Genomic DNA, 19,782 nt, shown 5'->3' on the forward strand with positions numbered 1-19,782 from the left:
CAGTTTGCCATCCAGGCGGGAAATTAACCGACTGCCGGCAGCTCGTAACGGTCTCGCTCTCTACTTATTTCGGCTGTTTTGTTTTTCGCTCCCTCTATCCAGTGGTCAACATCACCTTCCCAACTAACTCCCTGTCAGCACTTTACCCCATAGCCTGATACCACCTCGCTGAAAGGCTAAGGAGGTGAGATACCGCTGGTAGTAGGGACCGATGAAAATCGAAGTTAGGGTAGCTTGTTGGTTTTTCGGTTTAGCTCCTTCTCCAGCTCGCTTTCCTGCATAGCCGTCACCAGCGGTTTTCCCGGGTAGAGCGGACGCCGTTTGCGTTTGAATCGCTTCGGCCGGGATGCCTTTGCCGAAAGACTATCGGATTTAAGATTTATCGTTCTTTTTGATTGAGCGCGGGCCAGGGAGCGCGGCTGCCGGAGCGGTCTTACGGGTGGTTCCGCTATCGTAACACTATCCTGCGCGGCAGGAACCACGGGCTTCGCAGGACGCGGTGCCTGCCGCGGAAGGGTATCATTCTGCACGGAGTCAACCGGTTTCGGCTGAGGCAGGGTACGCCATCTGCGCTTTGGTCGAAGGCTGTCTACCGCCGGTTTTGAAACCAAGCCCGCGTTGTCTCCACTGCCGATCCAGGGATATTCTTCACTTTTGGGGAGCGTTAGCGGAACACTTTTACCGATTTCGTAGTCCAGATTCTGCTTGCTGCTATCCAGGGTCAGCAGTCCACGGTTTGAAGCGGTTGTATCCGTGGCAACGGTTTCTGATTGGCATAAACTGGGGGCAAGTTCACACCGATATAGATACCCCGTAGCCAGAAGCGCCAGCCCAAGAACCGCCCCGACTCCCATCTTTTGCGCTTTAGTGAACGGTGGCAAACGGTCCTGCACGTTTAGCATCGCCCGAAGAGCCAGCCGCTGGGGCAACCGGTACCAGCCCGATAACCAGATCGACCGGCCTTCCAGGAAAATATGCTGTTGGCTGTAAGGCGCATCGACCAACAACGTTGCCGTATGCCGGCCCACTTTTTCGGGCGCGTAGCGGATGTAAATGTAAGTTCCGGTATACGTCGGGGTCAGCGTTAGGGTAGTCGTTGCCGTAGGGTCAGTCCGGCCCGGAGCCAGGGTAAAATAATCGGAACCATCAACCGACACGATGACGGGCGTATCTGCACCATACTGGCCAATCTTCAGAATGGCAAACGTCTCATTGCCGGGTTCAATTTCATTGAATAGAATGGGTGAATCGTCAACCGTCAGTATCGTTTCAATATGCACCGGCAGCGTCATTTCCTCACCGAGTGGATCACGCAGCGTAACTGAACCGCTCAGGAAAGCAGGCCCGGGAACCAGTAACGTAATGGTGTCGCGGGCGACGTAACTCCCGTCGTCCTGCTTTGCGTAGTGGAGCGTCAACTCCGGTTGGGGGCTTTTACCGGATGGAGTCTTCAGTAAATACCCCGCTGATGGGATGATTTGCAATCCCGCTTGTCCGGGGTTAGATTCCAGTACCGACTCCACTGAAAATGTGTATACATTTTCCTTAAAATGATAGCTACGGATGGTGATGGGAGCTGGTTGTCGAAAAGACATACGGGTTAATTTCAATGAAGGTATCAGACGGATCGGGAAACGTTACTTTCTGTTCTGCGGCTCCGTACTTCGATGCAGCAGACGCAAACCTGAAAGGATCAGTCAGAAAACAAAACAAGTGAAACGGTGCGGAGGAGCGGTACGGACATTCAGGTTGCAACAAATCGATCGAACTGTCACCTGCTTTGGAAATGCCAAAGACGGGTGCGCACGGGCCGGGTCAGGAAGCGATGGTTTTCGCGAAACGGATGAACTTCATAGTTTATTCAGCAAATGCGTAGGCGGTGGGGTGGTGCGTGGTAAGAGTGTAGTTTCATACCAGTACGCCTTCAGTAAAGACATATAGTTTCTCCACCCCTGCAGATTATCAGGCTTTTTAGTAAAGGCGATCGCTCCACGTTCGTAAGCACGGTTGATTTTATCGCTTGACTCCGATACGGTCAGCATAACCACCGGCGTTTTCCCCTTAAACCGGTCGCGGAGTTGGGGCAACAGATCCAGTCCGTCGACGGCCTGCCGCAAATCGATGTCCAGCAAGACGATTTGGGGCGGGTTAGTCGATTTATCGTCCAGGTACCGAACCGTCTGATCGTAGGAAGCCTGCCAGACAAAACGGGCTTGCGGAAACAGTTCGTTTCCTATTCTGACCAACAAATCGTATGTAGGCTGATCATCGTCAATGACCAAGACCTCAAAACCTTGACTTTCCATATGAATATAGCTGTGACTCAGATTGTAGTCCAAATTGTGATAAACGATACGAAATAGTTACTCAAACTTACTAAATATATCGTAAGGCCTTTCATAAAACCAGTAAAGTGCCATGAAGTTTCGGGGATTTTAATCAATTTAATCTACGACGCTGCTTTTAGGTCGCTCGATCTGGATGATTCCTTGAGCGGGGTGTCAATTCCGTATTCTAAAATTGTTTGTGTAAAGCCTTAAGTTTTATACCGCTAAATTGGGGCTGACATCCCAATACGGTGGGTTTTACCTGAAATTACTACGTAAGGCTACTGCGTGAAAGTGGCCGCCTTTTTCCTTTAAATGCCTGTAATTGATTATCTTTACAAGCACTTCGCATTCTATCACTGTACTACGTATGACTCGTAAAAGGCGAATTTGGATTGTTGATGACAACCCCGATTATTGTAACATCATTAAACGAGTATTAACCGAGAACCGTCCTGAATGGGAATTGGTATTTTTTCATGATAGTCGCCAGGTACAAAGCCACCTGGAAAATAACCTTACGACTGGCCCTGACCTGCTTGTGATGGATCTCATCATGCCTGAACCCAACGGGCTGTCGATGCTGAACTACATCAAACAGAATCCTCAATTACGCACCATTCCAACGATCATCGTCAGTGAGTCGGATTCCGATACCGATGCTACTTTATGTTACCAGGCAGGCGCTAACTCTTACATCGTGAAACCTGGCAATCTGGAGGAAGTACGGTACTTTGTAGATGTAACCTGGCAGTACTGGCTTAACGTGGCAGCGACTCCCTCCCACCAAAGAATCTGATCAGCCGCATAGCGCATACGCCAGGCAGCATCCCAGCTTCCTCATTTCGCCGATCCCGTGTGCTCTTCTATGCTATTTCATCCACACTCTTTTTCCTGAGAAGAGACGATGGTCTTGGTTCATCTGCGATGACTCCGCGCTCCGATTATTCATCAACCGATCCTGCCATAACGGTTTTCGCCGATGGTGCGTATACAGGGATGGGTCAGAACGACAAGTTTGCCAATTTCTTCTTGCACCGGCCACTCAGGAATGATTAATCGGTTATTGTAGTCTACCCATGCCCGCTTAAATTTGCCGGAATCAGTTGGCCTCCTTCCCGGAGATCCGCCACTGACTATTTACACGTTTCCGCGCTTACAGTCCCGGCAGTTTCTGTCGGGTTCTGTTTGCGCAGATTTTAATCCGGTTTTAATACCGGTTAATCTTCCGTTAATTCGCTAATCGTCAGCCCTTATCCTGCTCGTAAATGTTACCTTTGTGTATCAATCATCCACCGTAACTTTACCCTTTTAACCAATGCGTCACCACACTTCTACTACGAGCGAATACGCTTCCTGGGCCGTCTTGTTCCTAATGGCTTTCACGGGTGTCGCCTGCATTGCTGGCATCTTGATCTAAGGATTTAGCCTGGCCTTGGCTGTCCTTGAACCTGCGCTCCTGGCTTTGCACTTCTTGCCGGTTTTTAATCGGAGTCTTACGCATCAACCGTCTTTGCACCGGACCCCTCCGATGGCCTGAGCGTGGTTGTTTGAGACGATAGAGCTTTTCAAGGGCGCTGGTCAATTGCGCCGGTACATTCTGCCTTTTCCTGAACGGTTGTCAAGGGATTTTACAGAGCCAAACCTTGCGTTGAGGTTTTATATAATCCGGGATTCCGTCATTCTGCTGTTTCAACTCAGGAAAAGTAACCCCAGCGATACGTTTCAATGGGCCGGTTCTTCTTTCATTCCATCAGTTTCATCCGAATTACTTTCCTGTTCCTGTTGCGATAAGCGGTCAGCCACGTCGCTCGCTAAATCGGCAGAACCCGTCCGGCATCGACAAGCTGGTAACCATTCCGCCTTCCCAGTTATCTAGCGACCAATAGCCTTCGTATTATTCAAAATTTCTTTCGACTGATTCATCTCCAAGACTCAGGTACCTTTTCCTTACTAAAAATCAGGCCAAGCAAACCAATTATTTTGGTTGAGGTTAACATGCTGCTTTTGAAGAAATGTGGGTACAGAGCGAAAACCGATTACCGTCCTTTCTACGATGCTTAACCTGTTTTGATCATGGATTACTGTATTGTTTATATGAGTTACTCGAAGGGATTGTTCTCTGACAAAACCCTAGAAGACATACTCCAGACAAGTAGAAGAAATAATCAGAGGTCGGGCGTAACGGGTGTACTTTTGTACGCAGATGGCAGTATCATACAAGCATTGGAAGGTCCGAAGGAAACCGTCGTAGCCCTCTATGAAACCATCCTTCAAGACCCAAGGCACTGGCACATATCCACGGTATTGAGCCGCCCGATCAGGCAAAGAACGTTCTCAGAATGGTCAATGGGCTTTCAAGCGGTATCCACGATTGAAATAGAAGACATCAGGAATTTAATCATTACGCAGCGAGGACGGCAATCCGCAATAATGTACAGTGATAATGTCGTCTTGGGGTTGCTGCAGCTTTTTTATGCGAGCCACTTTCGGAATGCGCCCTCCTAAGCAACCATATTCAATCATCTTGCACAGGATCGAACCGCCAGAGTCATTTTACGATCCAGCATATGTTTGGAGCGGACCCAACAGGTATCCCAATTGGTTGGAGCCTGATAACCTAACCGATGGCTACATACGTTGAAAGAGTTTTAGAGAATTGCAGAGGTGGCGGCTCCGGTTTTATTCACAAACATCGGGGCCAAACCGGTAAACGCATCCGAAACCCGGCATCTTCTTTGCCCTAGTAGTTTCGAATTTATTCATTTCATCATGGACTATTGTATTGTTTATTTGAGTTCTTCATCAGGTCTTTTTTCTACGGATGAACTAACCGCAATTTTGCAGCAAAGCCGTAAAAACAATAGTGCACTCGGGATTACCGGCATTCTGCTCTACTTTAATGGAAGTATCATTCAGGTCTTGGAAGGGTCTGAAGAAAAAGTAAAGACTTTATATCAAACGATTAGCCTGGATCAACGGCATCGCGGGATAACCAAGCTTTACAGCCGAATCATTGATAAAAGATCTTTTTCGGAGTGGTCGATGGGTTATAAGACTTTAACAGCCAGCCAAATGGACAACCTAAAAAAGATTAATGACGGCGTCAACAAAAGCTTTTCAGAATCGGCCAACGAAGAGAATGCCGTTTTAGGGTTACTCAAACTTTTTTATGAGACCAACGCCCGCAATTAATCGAAGGCGCCATCGAGCACCCAAGTCTCCGTACTGGAGATAGCCACTCTGCTTCCTATAGCCTTATAGTCAAGCCCCGGCCTAGTAGGCCGGGGCTTTTTTTACGCACGAAAAGCAGCATTTAGCAACTCTTTTGTTTTATTTTTGGAAATCCAAGTTAGCATGCACCTTTCCATTCTTAAATAATTTATAACGTAGTTAATTAATAAGCCTTAATTGCGCATTAAAAATTTGAATTATACAATTTTATTTGATTGGCACAATATTTGTACTATTTATTTCATAATTATTAAAGTTACATTGAATACAGGCCCGGCAATTTTTGCCGGGTTTTGTTTTTTCAGAAGAGTCTTTTTACTGTCAGACAAGCTAGAGGGATTCATCAGGCTGACTTAGGCTGTAGATTTCATACTCCTCGATCGTATGCGCGAAGGCATACTCATGAGCTTCCTGTTCAGTAGCAAACCACTGGAGTAAGCCCGACGAATCACGGACAATATCAGGTTTCTCTGACTGTGGATTTATGACTAAAATGTATTTTCCCATTGTGCGTTTCCGATGAACTCCGGTAATAGTAATTCACTCATCTATTTAAATGAGAACTTCGGAAACGAGGGTTTGTTGGGTTGTTTAACCAAATTGTTTTCGACACATCGACTTTTTATGGGCCATTTAATAAGACTTTAGGAATTAGCCAGTCCTCCCTAACCACCCATTCTGCTGGCGATGATGTGGTTTCCCCTTCCCTCTAAGTCTGCACCTGAGAATGTGTTACCTTACCACTCCCACCTGGGGGTCATTTTTAGATACTCACACAATTATATGGCAATTGAATCGGCTTTTGTGATTGAAAAGGGCTGGTGGATCAGTCTACCCTCTGAAGACTTTGATGGTGAACGGTTATTGGCACAAGTATGCCATTGTTGCCTAACTTTTGCCTGGAGTTATTAACGAGCCCGCTAACAGACTCTTGAAGATTGCGCTTGTTTGAGCTCCACAGCCGCAACCCGGATCCTAGTTTGGAAAACCCTAAAGCTAGCAATTAGCTACATGACCCGCGCAAGTAAGCCAAACCGAGGCTGATTCGGCGCTCTTTAAATACTGCCGGACGCTCGAACCAGTTCAAATCTGCGTTGGGACAAATAGCCTTCGAACACCCGGATTCTAGGCGCCGGTGTTTGACGCGAAGGATGGTCCGTATTCCTCGGCGGTTTACCCTGAAAGATAAAGGTTAAACGTGTTTTGGTTTCCTGCTGACTCGGCTGTCCAGCCGGAACCTGTTTAATCTCCACAAACTGAAGTTTTTCAATTGCCTGCGCCGGATATCCTGCTTTGGCCAGTGCACTATAGCAATGCTGATCGTCCGCCCCTTTGACTAATATTCTGTTCATATTGACAGTATAACATTTTCGGCCGTTATAGTCAAGCAGTTTGGTTGTTTCGTCTTACAGCTTTCTTTCGGCTCATCGGTTGTTGGATCAATTCAAACCCGTAAAGCATAGGCGCTTCTGAAAAACGAAAGGGGTAAATGCTCAAAATTTTTACAGGAGGCAAAGAAAAACCTTGACGTACTCTTCAGGGCGGCAGCTGCTCAGCGATTGAGCCTTTGCATTAGGGGCAACTTTAGGGCAAACGCACCAACCAGTCGTCAACATAAAAAAACGCAGGCAGCTAACGGTTAACTATTAGCTGCCTGCGTTTACAAATTGTGATCCCGTTTGGATTCGAACCAAAGACCGTCTGCTTAGAAGGCAGATGCTCTATCCAGCTGAGCTACGGGACCTGAAACAGTTAAGAGTTACGAATTAAGAATAAGAGTGGTTTTAATAAAAAATGCCTCTTAATTCTTAACTCATAACTCTTAACTCTTAACTAAACTTTGTCGGGGTGGCAGGATTCGAACCTACGACCTCCTGGTCCCAAACCAGGCGCGATACCGGGCTACGCTACACCCCGAGGTGAATTGAGAGCGAAGAGCAATACACATAAGCGTAATTTCAATTCCTGATTTTACCCTTACTTTCTGACTCTTTTGCGGAGAGGGCGGGATTCGAACCCGCGGTACCCTTTAGGGGTACGACAGTTTAGCAAACTGCTCCTTTCGGCCTCTCAGGCACCTCTCCTGTTGCAACCCCAAACTTGCTTCGTTGACATTGGGGTCACAAATATAGAGGTATTCCCGCCGTTTCGCCAAGATTTTGACAAAAAACTTTCGCACCAATTTTCAAAAAACCGTCCAGCAACCGATCATTTCCCCTATTTTCGCAGCTTCACGGATCCAAACCGATGCCCCACGTGCGAGTCGGTATTCTGTTGCGGAGTTGTTTGCATGAACTGGAATTATAGCTTGTCCCAAACTGAGTATCTGTTTATTGCGGTTTTTCTGCTGCTCTACGGATACTACTTTTTCCGAACGTTTCGGGTGGCTCACCTGCTGGGAGCCAAAGCCTGGGCTACCATTCCAAAATTTTTTTTGCGGACGGGTTATTTAACGCTGCTGCTGATTGCGCTGCTGGGTCCTTCGTTCGGTGTAGTCGAAAAAGAACTGGTTTCCGAAGGCAAAGATATTTACATCGCCGTCGACCTGTCAAAGTCGATGGACGCACCCGACATTCCACCAACCCGCCTGGAAAAAGTAAAATTTGAACTAAAACGCCTGGTCGAAGCTCTGCCCGGCAACCGATTTGGACTGCTGATTTTTTCTACCCAGGCCTACGTTCACGCCCCCCTGACGACCGACCAGGGAGCCCTGGCGCTCTTCATCCAGTCATTGAACACCCGGCTGATGCCCGAATCCGGTACCAATTTCTGTTCCGCCGTTGAACTGGCCATCCAAAAACAATTGGCCGAAACATCAGACCTCAACCAAACCAAGGTGCTGGTGCTGCTGACCGATGGGGAAGACTTCGGGGAGTGCGATCCGGCCCTGGCCGGACAACTGCGCCGGTACGGCATCACGCCCTTTGTGGTCGGGGTTGGAACCGAAAACGGGAGTACGATTCCAACCTCGAAGGGCAATCTTCGCGATGCGGAAGGCAACATCGTTCATACGCACCTGAATCGCGGTTACCTGCGCCAGTTTGTACAGGACACGCGAGGCTCTTACCTGGAACTGGCCTCCTCATCCGGCGACCTGACGCCCCTTGTATCGGCGATACAAAACCTCGAAAACCGGGTTATCGACCAGCGAAAACTGGAAGTAACGACCAATAAATACTATTACTTTCTGATCGGTGCTCTGGCCCTGATTGCCATCGACATCCTGATAACCGTCCGAACGTTTAAGCTGTAATCGACGTTTTACGGGTTTAGGAAATCATTATTTTTGCCGAACGTCTTTTCATTCCGAACATGACCTACCTGATTTTGTCGGTATTGCTCTGGCTGTATGACAACCGCTCGTTCGACAAGATTTCGCGTGACAACATCGCCCGGATGGAGGGTCTGAAGGCTTACCAGGCCGGTGATTATAAACGCGCAGTGGAACAGTACAATACGCTGGTCAACTCAACGCTGTTTGTCGAACCGTCGGCCCGCCTGAATCTGGCGCACTCCTATTTTCAGCTCCGGCAGTATGCGCAGGCCCAGCAACAATACCGTCTGGTGGCGCAGGTCAACCAGTTGGGGTTAGCGGCTTCCGCTGAAGTGCAGCTGGGCGTTATTGCAGTTCTACAGGGTGATTCGGCCACCGCACTGTCGCTGTTCCGGAAAGCCCTGACAACCGTGCCGGCTCTGGAAGCCGCCCAGTTCAATTACGAACTGATCGAAAAAACGTATTCCGGTAAGCTTCCGTTAAACGCTGCGCTGCGGCCCAAACCGAAACTGCGACAAACGGAGCAGGAAGTCGAAGTAACCCCGGAACCGGGTCAGGAAAGAGGAACTCAGCCCGAACAGGGCGACAACAGGGATGAACTGCTGCGTCGGTTGCGCTCCCTGAATCTGTCGGAAGAACAGGCTCTGTCCATTCTGAACGCCATGCAGAATAACGAAGTCCAGTACATCAACCAGCGCCGACGGGGATCAGCCTCCAAAAACCGGCAACAGTATAACACATACTGATTTTCCGTTTACATCAACAAACCCGTAATGAACATCCAGACAATGAATGAAGTGGTAATAGTTTCGGCTGTCCGTACACCCATTGGTAGTTTCGGCGGGGTGCTTGCCCCGCTTTCAGCCACCGAGCTGGGCGCGGTGGCCATCCGGGCGGCTTACGAAAAAGCCGGTATTTCGCCCGGGCAGGTGGAAGAAGTCATCATGGGCAATGTGGTGTCGGCCAACTTGGGCCAGGCTCCGGCGCGACAGGCGGCTCTGCAGGCCGGTTTGCCCTACCAGGTTCGCTGTACCACGGTTAACAAAGTGTGCGCATCGGGTACAAAAGCCATCGCAATGGCCGCCCAAACCATTCAACTGGGGCAAGCCGATATTATCATTGCCGGTGGCATGGAAAGCATGTCCAACGCTCCCTATTATGTACCGAAAGCGCGGTTTGGTTACAAATACGGAGATGCGCAACTCATCGACGGCTTGGCTAAAGACGGTTTGGTTGACCCCTACGACCAGTGCGCCATGGGCGTCTTTGCCGACCAGACCGCCAAGAAATACGGCATCAGCCGCGAAACGCAGGACGCCTTTGCCATCCGGTCGTACCAGCGGGCCGCCGAAGCAACGCAATCCGGCAAATTCGCCACGGAACTGGTTCCGGTGGAAATTCCGCGTCCCAAAGGCAGCGTGACGGTCAGCGAGGATGAGGAATACAAAAACGTGTTCTTTGACAAAATCCCGAATCTCAAACCGGCTTTCTCGCCCGACGGCACGGTAACGGCCGCCAACGCATCGACCATCAACGACGGAGCCTCGGCACTGGTCATCATGAGTTTAAAAAAAGCGGAAGAACTCGGCATCAAGCCACTGGCCCGGATTCTGGGGTATGCCGATGCGGAGCAGGAACCGGCTTTTTTCACGACGGCCCCCACGCTCGCCATCCCGACGGCCCTGAAACGCGCCGGGATCAGACCCGACGACGTGGATTTCTACGAGATCAACGAAGCCTTTGCGGTGGTTCCGCTGGCGTGTAGCCAGGTGCTGGAAATCCCGCCGGAAAAGCTGAATGTTTACGGCGGGGCGGTGTCGCTGGGCCATCCGCTGGGAGCGTCCGGCGCCCGGATTGTCACGACGCTGACGAGCGTTTTGCAGCAACAAAAGGGCCGCATCGGTGCCGTTGGCATCTGCCACGGGGGCGGTGGAGCGTCGGCGCTGGTGATTGAGAAGCTATAATTTCCGGCTTCACCTATAAACGGAATGCGCCCGGCTCTTTACTTTTACGGAACTTATCAATTTTTCGTCCAGAAATGAACCAAACCAGCCAGGCCATCAAGGAAACCGCTTTTAATTTCGACGGACAAACCGGCTTTTACCGCGGGAAGGTCCGCGATGTTTACCATTTTGACGACCGCCTGGTGATGGTGGCAACCGACCGCATTTCGGCTTTTGATGTGGTGCTGCCCCGCCCGATTCCGTTCAAGGGGCAGGTGCTGAACCAGACCGCAGCCCACTTTTTGCAAGCTACTGCCGACATTGTGCCGAACTGGCTGCTGGATGTGCCCGATCCGAACGTGAGCGTGGGGCTGAAATGCCAGTCGTATCCGGTTGAGATGGTGGTGCGGGGATACCTGGCGGGCCACGCCTGGCGGCAATACCGGGAAGGACACCGCACCCTCTGCGGAGTTTCGCTGCCCGACGGGCTGAAAGAAGCCGACCGGTTGCCCGAACCGATCATTACACCCACGACCAAGGCGCACGAAGGACACGACGAAGATATTTCGCGGGAAGAAATTCTGGAGCAGGGAATTGTTCCGGAAAGCGAATACGTTCAACTCGAAAAATACGCCCTCGCCCTGTTCCGGAAAGGCACCGAGATGGCCGCCGAACGGGGGCTGATTCTGGTCGACACCAAGTACGAATTTGGCTCGCTGAACGGTCAGATTTACCTGATTGACGAAATTCACACGCCGGATTCGTCCCGGTATTATTACGCTGATTCGTACACTGAAAACCAGCGGCAGGGTCTTCCGCAGAAACAATTATCCAAGGAATTTGTACGGGAATGGCTGATTGCCAACAACTTTCAGGGAAAAGAAGGGCAAACGGTTCCGGAAATGGAGGATGCCTGGATTGAGCAGATTTCTAGCCGGTATATTGAACTCTATGAAAAGGTGACCGGTAAATCATTTGTTCGCTCTGAAACCGACAATATTTACAACCGCATTGAAGAAAATATCCGCCGTTCACTGACTGTTACGTATTTTTGAACCGGAAAAAGCGCTATCCACTATGAATTACTCGATCGAAAAAAACGAGCAGTATTCGCTCGTTACCCTCAACGAAACCGTATTTGGCGGAGAAATACCCTCCACGTTTGAAACCCTCAGCCGAAACCTGTTCCGGGAAGGCTACAGCAATATCATTGTCGATTTTAGTGCCGTCGATGAAATCGAAGACGAGGGCATTCCGACGATTCGCAAAATCAACCGGCAGTGTACCAACGAATCCGGCCTGTTCATTCTGGTCACCAAGCAGGAGTATATCATCGACTACCTGGACGACGCCAAAATCGCCGACCTGACCATCCTGCCGACGGTGGAAGAAGCCGTTGACGCCGTGTTCATGAACGAGCTGGAAAACGACTTCCGCAGCGAAGACGACGACAGCTACGAATACGGCGGCAGTTCCGACGACTAAGATCGTACGAATTTAAAAATGGTTAACCCTGAAAATCACGATTATAACACGATGATTTTCAGGGTTAGTCGTTTTAAACCCGTCTCATTGCCCTACGTCAGAAGCCGTTCGCTGCGCCGAACCGTAAATCCGCTCGACGACTTCCTGCAAAATAGCGCCCTGCTCGCCGGTGCAGACGTTGGACGGTTTACCCAGACAGGCGTCTATAAAAGCCGCCGTATTTTTAAGCTGGATGTCACTATCTTCCAGATATGGGAAATGCACATCCGCCAGTTCGCCAGCTATCTCGGTATAGAGCGTAAACGGAAACAACTTTGCCCCCCCCCGGCTGCCGAATACTTCCAGGTTCCGATTGATGTCGATTTGCGTGTTCAGGGCAAATGACGAGGATAAAACGATGGACGCGTTGTTTGGAAATGACAGGTAGGCCATGCAGGCATCTTCTACTTCAAACTTTTCCGGATTCCAGGTTCCCATCAAGCCTTTCCCACCGGTTTTGCCGATGAAGTCGTAGGTATTGGCCAGAATCCGGTCGGGAACGGCGTAGTCGAGGGCACACAGCGCCAGATCGAGCACGTGAACGCCCAGATCCATCAGCGCCCCGCCCCCCTGCATCGACTTATCGGTAAAATAGCCCCAACCCGGAATGCCCCGCCGACGCAGAAAATTGGCCTTGATGTGGTAAATGTCGCCCAACTGTCCGTGGGTTTTGCTCCGCATCATCAGCTCCCATTCATTCGTTTGCCGCAGTTGTAGGTTATACGCCAGTACCAACCCATTGCGGGTGGCCAGGTCGGCCATTTCGCGGGCCTGCCGGGCGGTCAGGGCGGGCGGTTTTTCGCAGAAGACGTGGCAGCCTTTTTCGAGCGCCTGCATGGCGAAGGGATAATGCAGGTTGTTCGGGGTCGAAATCACCACCAGGTTCGGTTGACACTGCTCGTACATCTTGGCGGCATCGTCAAATGCGTGCGGAATACCGTGTTTCTGCGCCAGTGCCCCGGCTTTCATCCCATCTCGGCTGCAAACGGCTACAATGTCGACCTTGTCGGCTAGTTTTTGCAGAGCGGGAATGTGGTTTTTATCGGCAATATTGCCCCCGCCGATCAGGGCGGCCTTGAATGTTGGCATCGATGTAAGGGTTGGGAGTTGTCGCACAGAGTTGATCAGAGGACATCGGGGAGTATGCTGTTTAACTCGGTGCTATCATACATTTTAAAGCACCAGAAATTGACTCAGGTAATTGCGGGAGGTCAGAATTGCCGTCTGCACGTCTTCGGCGCTGCCTTCGTAAGCTTTGTCCTCCACTTCGATACAAACCGGACCCCGGTACCGAACGTCCGTTAAAGCCGCAAAAAACGCGCCCCAGCGAACGTCGCCCAACCCCGGCAGTTTCGGCGAGTGGTATTCCAGCGGGTTGGCCATGATGCCAACGCGGTCGAGTTTGTCGCGGTAAACCTTTACGTCCTTGAGGTGAATGTGGTGCAGCCGGTCTTTGTAATCGTAGATGGGCTTCACTTCGTTCATCATCTGAAAAATCAGGTGCGACGGATCATAATTTAGCCCCAGAATGCGGGACGGAATGATTTCGAACATGCGATCCCAGATGGCGGGCGTCGTTGCCAGGTTTTTACCGCCCGGCCACTCATCGTCGGTAAACCACATCGGGCAGTTTTCAATGCCGATTTTCACGTTGTTTTCCTCCGCCACTTTGATGATTTCGGGCCAGTGCTTGGCAAATAGCTTCAGGTTTTCGGTAATGGTCAGCCCCGGATTGCGGCCAATGAAGGTATTGACCACCGGAATTTCCAGCTGGGCGGCCGCCCGGATGACCTTCTTGATGTGTTCGCGGTAGTAGGCGGCTTTTTCCGGGTCCGGATCGAGCGGGTTCGGGTAATAGCCGAGTCCGGAGATATAAACCCCGTACTTGTGCGTCAGTTGCTGGATGTGCTTGGCATCGAAATTATCCACATCAATGTGCGAAACACCCGCGTACCGCCGGGCGTCGGAGTTATCGGTGGGCCAGCACATCACTTCAACGCACTTAAAGCGTTGCTCTGAGGCAAATTGCAGGACATGCTCCAGATCGTATTCCGCCAGAATGGCACTTACAAAACCAAGATGCAGCATAATAACAGTGGGTTAGTTTCTAGTTTAAGAGTTATTGTTTTTTTCCGTGCGGTAACCAGCCGACCGTTCGATAAACGTTCATTCGTTTTGGCTTGAATTCTCCCGTTTCGCACGCCGAAAAAGACCGAAAGCCTATCAAAAAAGAATAAATCCAGTTTTGGAAACTGAAGAGATTCGTGACAAGTTTACAAAAAATATGATATTCAACCTGACCATACTAGGCAGCGGGTCGGCAACGCCCATACTGGACCGCCACACCACCGCCCAGACCCTGACCATTGAAGGAGATTATTTTCTGATCGACTGCGGAGAGGGCACGCAATACCGTCTGATGGAGAACCACCTCCGGCCCGGACGGCTCAAGTATATTTTCATCAGTCACCTGCACGGCGACCATTATTTCGGACTGGTGCCGCTGCTGTCGAGCCTGAACCTGGCCGGGCGTACCGACGATCTGTGGCTGTTTGGCCCGCGTGGTCTTTGGGAAATCATTACCGTGCAGTTCCGGTATTCCGAGACTAAACTGAATTACCCGATTCATTTTCAGGAGACCGATCCGCACGAACCGGCCGTTATTTTCAACCACCCGAATGTCACGGTGGAAACCATCCCGCTGCAACACCGCATCGACTGCACCGGTTTTCTGTTCCGGGAGAAGGGCCGGAAACGCAAGCTGATTGCCGAAAAACTGCCCGCTGATTTGCCGGTGGCGTATTACCGGCTCCTGAAAGACGGAAAAGACATTGTGGATGATCAGGGCCAGGTGCTCTACAGCGCCGACGAATACACGCTGCCCGCGCCCAGCCCCCGCTCCTACGCCTTCTGCTCCGACACCCGATACAACGAAGCCATGTTCGACCAGATTCGCGGGGTGGATCTGCTCTACCACGAAGCTTCGTTTCTGGACGATTTCGAAGAACTAAGCGCCCGGTATTTTCACTCAACGGCCCGTCAGGCGGCTCTGACAGCGGCTCAGGTCGGTGCGCGTCGGCTGATGATCGGCCATTTTTCGTCACGCTACAAAGTTACCGACGAGTTTCTGGTTCAGGCCCGGTCGGTTTTCCCGGAAACGTACCTGGCGATTGAAGGCGAGACGACGGAGATTTAACAACCTACATATAAAAAGCCGCTCCTGGATTGAGCAGGAGCGGCTTTTTGATTCAGACGGGCCGACGATTACGGTTTTACTACCTTCCGGTGCGCTACACCTTTGGGCGTCTGCACGTTCAGCACGTAGAAGCCCGACGGCAACTGGCTCGTGTCGAGCGTGGCTTGGTGCGTCCGGTTTTTGATCGGCTGCTGAATCAGCGTGGCCCCCGAAACTGTGGTCAGCGTCAGGCTCTCGAAATAGTCTCCCTGCGGCAACTCGACCGTCAGCGTCGCACCAACCGGATTCGGATACGTCTTGAGCGCATCGGCCCAGGTCGGTTCGGTACCGGTAACCGCCAGCACGTTAAACTTACGCTCGACGGGGGTAGCTGCGGCATACTGCCCATTTCCAGCCTGGGTGGCCCGCACGGTCACGACCCCCGGTTTGGTGGGCGTCAGGCGGTTGCCCGCAACGGTTGCCGGACCCGATACGATTTCAAAACTCACCGGCAATTGGGACGAAGCCGTGGCCGCCAGCGTAAACGAACCGTCTCCCTCGTACTTATCCGGAATGGCGTTAAATGTAATGGTCTGGGCGGTTTTACCAGTTTCGGCCCGCGTTCCGGTGGCGTACCAGACACCCCATTTGGCGTTGTCGTACAACGGCTTCACATCTCCTTTGGGCGAAAGTTTATCGGCCTGCATTTCAATCATCGCAATCATTTCCACGTCGCCGTCGGAGTTCAGCGTGTTGAAGACCAGCCGGTCGTCGAGACGGGAATAATCCGGGTAACCAATCGTGACGTTTGAAATAACCGAACTCAGCTTACCGGTTTCCAGATCGCCCGCCAGGATGTTGTACGTTTCCTCGATTTCATTCAGGTAATCGAAGGCAATGATGCTCGGCGAGTTTTTCGAGAAGCTCGGGTTACCCACACTTTCGCCTTCTTCCAGCTTCGAAAACAGCTTCAGGATGTTTCCGTCGTCGAACGTGTTCTCTGCTTTGTCCCACACGCTGATAAAGCCCACGTCCCAATAGTTAATGTCCTCGCCATCCGAATTTTTCAGGCTGTTGTAAGCGTCATACACCAGAAACTCTCCCGTGTGGTTCCACTCAAACGAATCGGCATACTGAACCTCCCCGGTGGTTACGCCCTCGGCCGTGGTCGGGTTGTAGAGCGGAAACTGCTTCCATTTTTTCAGGTCGTAGCTATACACCCAGATCGACGCATCCCGTTCTTTGGTCAGGGCCGCGATTTTTTTACCGTCCCGCGAAATAGCGACGTTGTCCCAGATGGTTTCGTCGGACACCACTACTTCCTCCACCGCACCGGTCAGACTCACCGCCCGGATGCGACCATCTTCGGTAACGTAATAAGCCGCTTTACCGTCGTCGGTGATGCTCGGTTTGTGCTTGATGCCCGCTTTGATGCGGGGCGTCAGCTCACCCGTGCTCACGGGGGCCGTGTACAGTTTCTGATCCCCGACGCTGTAGAGCATCAGCATGTCTTTACCGTTGTTGGCGGGCAAATCCTGCGGTTCTTCCGGATTCTGGGTGCTCTCCTTAACGCCAACGGTATCGAAGGCTTCCCGGGCGGCTTTCACTTCGGCCCCCTCCGCCCCAAACAGGTCGCCGGTGGCCCGGATCACGGCCAGCCGCAGATCAAGAAATTTGGAACTCCGGGTCAGATAATTCGTCAGAGCCCGGTAGTAAATCTGTTCGGCTTTATCTTTCCCGACTTTAGTCGCAAACAGGTAATAGGCGTAGTTGGGAATACCGCTGTTGGCGTGCACCCCACCGTTGTCTCCTTTCGTCACGATGAACTGATCCATCGTTTTAGGCTGGTAGCCCCGCACTTTGGGTCCGTCCTGGTTCGGGTTTGACATGCTGCGCATGGCCCCCGTCGGGTAGGCGCTTTTCAGGATAATATCTTCCCCAATCGTCCAGTCGTCCCGGTCGATCATGGTGCCAAATACATCGGCCATTGACTCGTTGATGGCGCCCGATTGATCCTGATACACCAGGTTGGCGGTGTTTTCGATCACCCCGTGGGTCATCTCGTGCCCGGCCGCGTCCAAACCGCCCGCCAGCGGTTTAAACCCTTTGTTACCGTTTCCGTATCCCATGTAACCGCCGTTCCAGAAGGCGTTATCCATCCCGCTGCCGTCTTCTTCAACCACGTTGATGATGGACAGAATCGAACCGCCTTTTCCGTTCAGCGAGTTGCGTTTGTGCACATTCAGGTAATATTCGTAGGCCAGCCCCGCGTTGGTGTGGGCCGAAATGGCCGTCGCTTTCCAGTCGGTATTGTTTGGGGAAGTGACGAAGAAAAGATTCAGGTTACCGTCTTCGTCCCGTTTACTGCGTGCGTCCAGGGTGACGATGGCCCCGACCGGTTTTTGAGGCATGGTGGAAGCCTCACTGTCGAACATTCCCCGCGAGGCATCGATCAGGTAGTACCCCGAACCGGACTGGTAGCCGTTCAGGTCTTGGGCGATACCGTTCAGGTCTTTGCCCGTGGCTTTCACGGGGCCGTCCACCCCGCAGGTGTGGTTATATTTGTTCAGCACCGCACCCGTCTGGGCATCGATCATGTACTGCCAGCGCTCAATCATGTTTGGGCGGATGGTAACTTCGTAGGCCAGCACCGTCTTATCACCCATCGGATACAGGCACAGCGCCCCCTGCGACGGTTTCAGATCCAGCAGATTCTGCCCGAACGTCCGCACCACCGATTCTTTGCCGACATCCTTGAAAGCCCGTTCCGTTGCCTGCTGCAACGAGATTCGGGCGGTGGTATTGGCATTTTTAACCACTTTATACTGTCCGTTGAGCAGCGTCACGGTTCCGTTGGTCAGGTGCGCCACAAGCTCACTGCCGTACACCGGAATGCCCTGAAAGGTCTGCGCCATCCGAATATGGGTCTGCCCCAGCCGGTCGGTTTCGGTGTTGGTGATCTGAAATTGCTCCTCCGGTTTGTCGATCTTCAGCAAATCCCGAATCTGACCCATGAACGAGAAAGCCGATACCCGGGCGCTCACCCGGGCGCCCCTGGAAGAGAGCGTTGGCTTCACGCGGTTTTCAATGTAAATCGGCAGGTCGGTGTCTTTGTCGCGCACAACCCGCAACCGCAGCGGCTGCGTGTCGAACTGCGGAGCGGATGCACCGGCGGCAATCCGAAAATTACCCTTCCGATCGGCGGGCAGGGCCACTTCCGCATTCAGACGCTGGGCGAGGCCGGGCGTCGCCGGATGTGTTTTCAGTTTTCGCCCAAAACCGGTTGGGGCAGGTTGGGCCAGGGCGCTAAGCGCACAGCTCAGCAGGACAGGCAGTAAAAGTGATTTCATGGATGTATTTGTTGTTACGAATATTTACTAATCTCGTTTTGAAACCGGCACCAGCTTCATGAACGAATTGTAAAATTTACTGAACGCAGGCGGCACGGTTTGCCCGGTGGCCCCCCAGGTGACTCGATACTCCTGTTGACCTTTCTTCCAGCCTACAAACCGATAGGTATTTCCCGGCTGGTCGAACTGTACGGTTTTGATCCGGCAGTTGGCTTCCAATTCGTTAAACAGCCGCCGGGTGGTCGTGGCCGGTTGTTTACCCAGCCGGGTAAACAGCGAATCCGCTTCGGTTTTGCGGTAGAGGTACCCGTTTTCGAGCAGGTAATAAACCGTTGAAGCACCGGTGAATCCGCCCCCTTTCCCGACCATAATCTGGCGTTTCCTGTAACTCAGTGGGTACCGGGAACCGGAAGCGACGGTCTGTGCCTCCGCTACCCCGGCAATTCCCAACAGAAAGAAACTTAAAAGCAAACTCTTCAACATGGTGTGGATGGATTGAACACAGTGCGAATGTAGACACTCCGCAGAACGGGTGCTACTGGTCGCTGGATGAGTCGTCAAAAATCATCGTTGAAGTGTGTATGATTGAGGAATCGGTTGATGAATCAGTCAGTCATGGTGTAAACCTACATACCAAAACAAAAGCTGTTTATTTTTTAACTCTGAAAGGATAAAAACACAACTTTTTCTCCAATTTCAGTTAAATTTCAAACCAATTTTTAGATAAAAAGTCAATTTTCTTCCATTTTAGTCAAAATTACAGCCTTCATCCTGATATGGATTGGTTTTGATACAGAAACACCTCCTATACTGCCAAAACTAACTTTATAGTAGCTAATCCTGCTCCAAATTCACTTAAAATTCTAATTTCCAATCCTTCAACTGATCCGGATTTTTACTAGAATTTATTCACTAACCAAGACAATTTTGCACCAAAATCATAAAATTTGCTATA

The 19,782-nt window shown here is 51.3% G+C and carries 16 protein-coding genes and 3 tRNA genes; 9 read left to right on the top strand and 10 right to left on the bottom strand.

Translation table 11 applies throughout. The features are described 5' to 3' along the window. Window positions 1-224 precede the first annotated feature (224 nt). Both OQ371_RS25645 and OQ371_RS25650 read right to left on the bottom strand, forming a co-directional pair. Window positions 225-1,595, bottom strand: coding sequence for a hypothetical protein (locus tag OQ371_RS25645; protein WP_265991346.1), 1,371 nt, complete (start codon window positions 1,593-1,595; stop codon window positions 225-227). A gap of 255 nt (window positions 1,596-1,850) precedes the next feature. Next, window positions 1,851-2,306: a response regulator gene (locus OQ371_RS25650; protein ID WP_265991347.1), complete on the bottom strand. Its 456-nt coding sequence runs from the start codon at window positions 2,304-2,306 to the stop codon at window positions 1,851-1,853. Between the two features lie 391 nt (window positions 2,307-2,697). Between OQ371_RS25650 and OQ371_RS25655 the strand changes: the two genes are divergently transcribed. The 3 genes from OQ371_RS25655 (at window position 2,698) to OQ371_RS25660 (ending at window position 5,522) form a co-directional block, all read left to right on the top strand. Then, the gene (locus OQ371_RS25655) at window positions 2,698-3,126 is read left to right on the top strand and encodes a response regulator (protein ID WP_265991349.1); all 429 of its coding nucleotides are present in this window, start codon (window positions 2,698-2,700) and stop codon (window positions 3,124-3,126) included. A gap of 1,298 nt (window positions 3,127-4,424) precedes the next feature. Continuing rightward, window positions 4,425-4,835 (top strand): BLUF domain-containing protein, encoded by a 411-nt coding sequence (locus tag OQ371_RS26390; RefSeq protein WP_374761458.1) that lies wholly within the window; start codon window positions 4,425-4,427, stop codon window positions 4,833-4,835. 264 nt (window positions 4,836-5,099) lie between these two features. Further along, entirely contained in the window at window positions 5,100-5,522 is a 423-nt protein-coding gene (locus OQ371_RS25660; protein ID WP_265991351.1) for a BLUF domain-containing protein, read from the top strand. A 1,094-nt stretch (window positions 5,523-6,616) separates the two neighbouring features. Here OQ371_RS25660 and OQ371_RS25665 read toward each other — a convergent pair. The 4 genes from OQ371_RS25665 to OQ371_RS25680 all read right to left on the bottom strand — a co-directional run bounded on the left by OQ371_RS25665 (window position 6,617) and on the right by OQ371_RS25680 (window position 7,645). Further along, complete coding sequence (locus OQ371_RS25665; protein ID WP_265991352.1) at window positions 6,617-6,913, bottom strand: hypothetical protein; 297 nt, start codon at window positions 6,911-6,913, stop codon at window positions 6,617-6,619. A gap of 318 nt (window positions 6,914-7,231) precedes the next feature. After that, a tRNA-Arg gene (locus OQ371_RS25670) sits at window positions 7,232-7,305 on the bottom strand. A 99-nt stretch (window positions 7,306-7,404) separates the two neighbouring features. Then, window positions 7,405-7,478 (bottom strand) — tRNA-Pro (locus tag OQ371_RS25675). A gap of 79 nt (window positions 7,479-7,557) precedes the next feature. After that, window positions 7,558-7,645 (bottom strand) — tRNA-Ser (locus tag OQ371_RS25680). Window positions 7,646-7,851: 206 nt separating this feature from the next. On the opposite strand from OQ371_RS25680, the gene OQ371_RS25685 reads away from it, so the two are divergent. The 5 genes from OQ371_RS25685 (at window position 7,852) to OQ371_RS25705 (ending at window position 12,263) form a co-directional block, all read left to right on the top strand. After that, window positions 7,852-8,814 carry a vWA domain-containing protein gene (locus tag OQ371_RS25685; RefSeq protein WP_265991354.1) on the top strand — a complete coding sequence of 321 codons (963 nt, stop codon included), beginning with the start codon at window positions 7,852-7,854 and terminating at the stop codon, window positions 8,812-8,814. A gap of 59 nt (window positions 8,815-8,873) precedes the next feature. Then, window positions 8,874-9,581 carry a tetratricopeptide repeat protein gene (locus tag OQ371_RS25690; protein ID WP_265991355.1) on the top strand — a complete coding sequence of 236 codons (708 nt, stop codon included), beginning with the start codon at window positions 8,874-8,876 and terminating at the stop codon, window positions 9,579-9,581. Between the two features lie 42 nt (window positions 9,582-9,623). Beyond that, window positions 9,624-10,799: a thiolase family protein gene (locus OQ371_RS25695; protein ID WP_265994361.1), complete on the top strand. Its 1,176-nt coding sequence runs from the start codon at window positions 9,624-9,626 to the stop codon at window positions 10,797-10,799. Between the two features lie 74 nt (window positions 10,800-10,873). After that, window positions 10,874-11,833 carry a phosphoribosylaminoimidazolesuccinocarboxamide synthase gene (locus tag OQ371_RS25700; RefSeq protein WP_265991357.1) on the top strand — a complete coding sequence of 320 codons (960 nt, stop codon included), beginning with the start codon at window positions 10,874-10,876 and terminating at the stop codon, window positions 11,831-11,833. Window positions 11,834-11,855: 22 nt separating this feature from the next. After that, window positions 11,856-12,263: an STAS domain-containing protein gene (locus OQ371_RS25705; RefSeq protein WP_265991359.1), complete on the top strand. Its 408-nt coding sequence runs from the start codon at window positions 11,856-11,858 to the stop codon at window positions 12,261-12,263. Window positions 12,264-12,347: 84 nt separating this feature from the next. Here the strand turns inward: OQ371_RS25705 and OQ371_RS25710 are convergent, their stop codons facing one another. Together OQ371_RS25710 and OQ371_RS25715 are read right to left on the bottom strand one after the other, a co-directional pair. Next, the gene (locus OQ371_RS25710) at window positions 12,348-13,391 is read right to left on the bottom strand and encodes a Gfo/Idh/MocA family protein (RefSeq protein ID WP_265991361.1); all 1,044 of its coding nucleotides are present in this window, start codon (window positions 13,389-13,391) and stop codon (window positions 12,348-12,350) included. An 84-nt stretch (window positions 13,392-13,475) separates the two neighbouring features. Next, on the bottom strand, window positions 13,476-14,390 hold the full coding sequence (locus OQ371_RS25715; protein WP_265991363.1) for a sugar phosphate isomerase/epimerase family protein: 915 nt from the start codon (window positions 14,388-14,390) through the stop codon (window positions 13,476-13,478). A 196-nt stretch (window positions 14,391-14,586) separates the two neighbouring features. Between OQ371_RS25715 and OQ371_RS25720 the strand changes: the two genes are divergently transcribed. Beyond that, window positions 14,587-15,498, top strand: a complete 912-nt coding sequence (locus OQ371_RS25720) for a ribonuclease Z (RefSeq protein ID WP_265991364.1) — start codon at window positions 14,587-14,589, stop codon at window positions 15,496-15,498. Window positions 15,499-15,566: 68 nt separating this feature from the next. Here the strand turns inward: OQ371_RS25720 and OQ371_RS25725 are convergent, their stop codons facing one another. After that, window positions 15,567-18,827: a M4 family metallopeptidase gene (locus OQ371_RS25725; RefSeq protein ID WP_265991366.1), complete on the bottom strand. Its 3,261-nt coding sequence runs from the start codon at window positions 18,825-18,827 to the stop codon at window positions 15,567-15,569. A 27-nt stretch (window positions 18,828-18,854) separates the two neighbouring features. Continuing rightward, entirely contained in the window at window positions 18,855-19,310 is a 456-nt protein-coding gene (locus tag OQ371_RS25730) for an FAD-binding oxidoreductase (RefSeq protein ID WP_265991368.1), read from the bottom strand. Window positions 19,311-19,782 lie beyond the last annotated feature (472 nt).

It is taken from the genome of Larkinella insperata, assembly GCF_026248825.1.
Taxonomy (GTDB): Bacteria; Bacteroidota; Bacteroidia; order Cytophagales; family Spirosomataceae; genus Larkinella; species Larkinella insperata.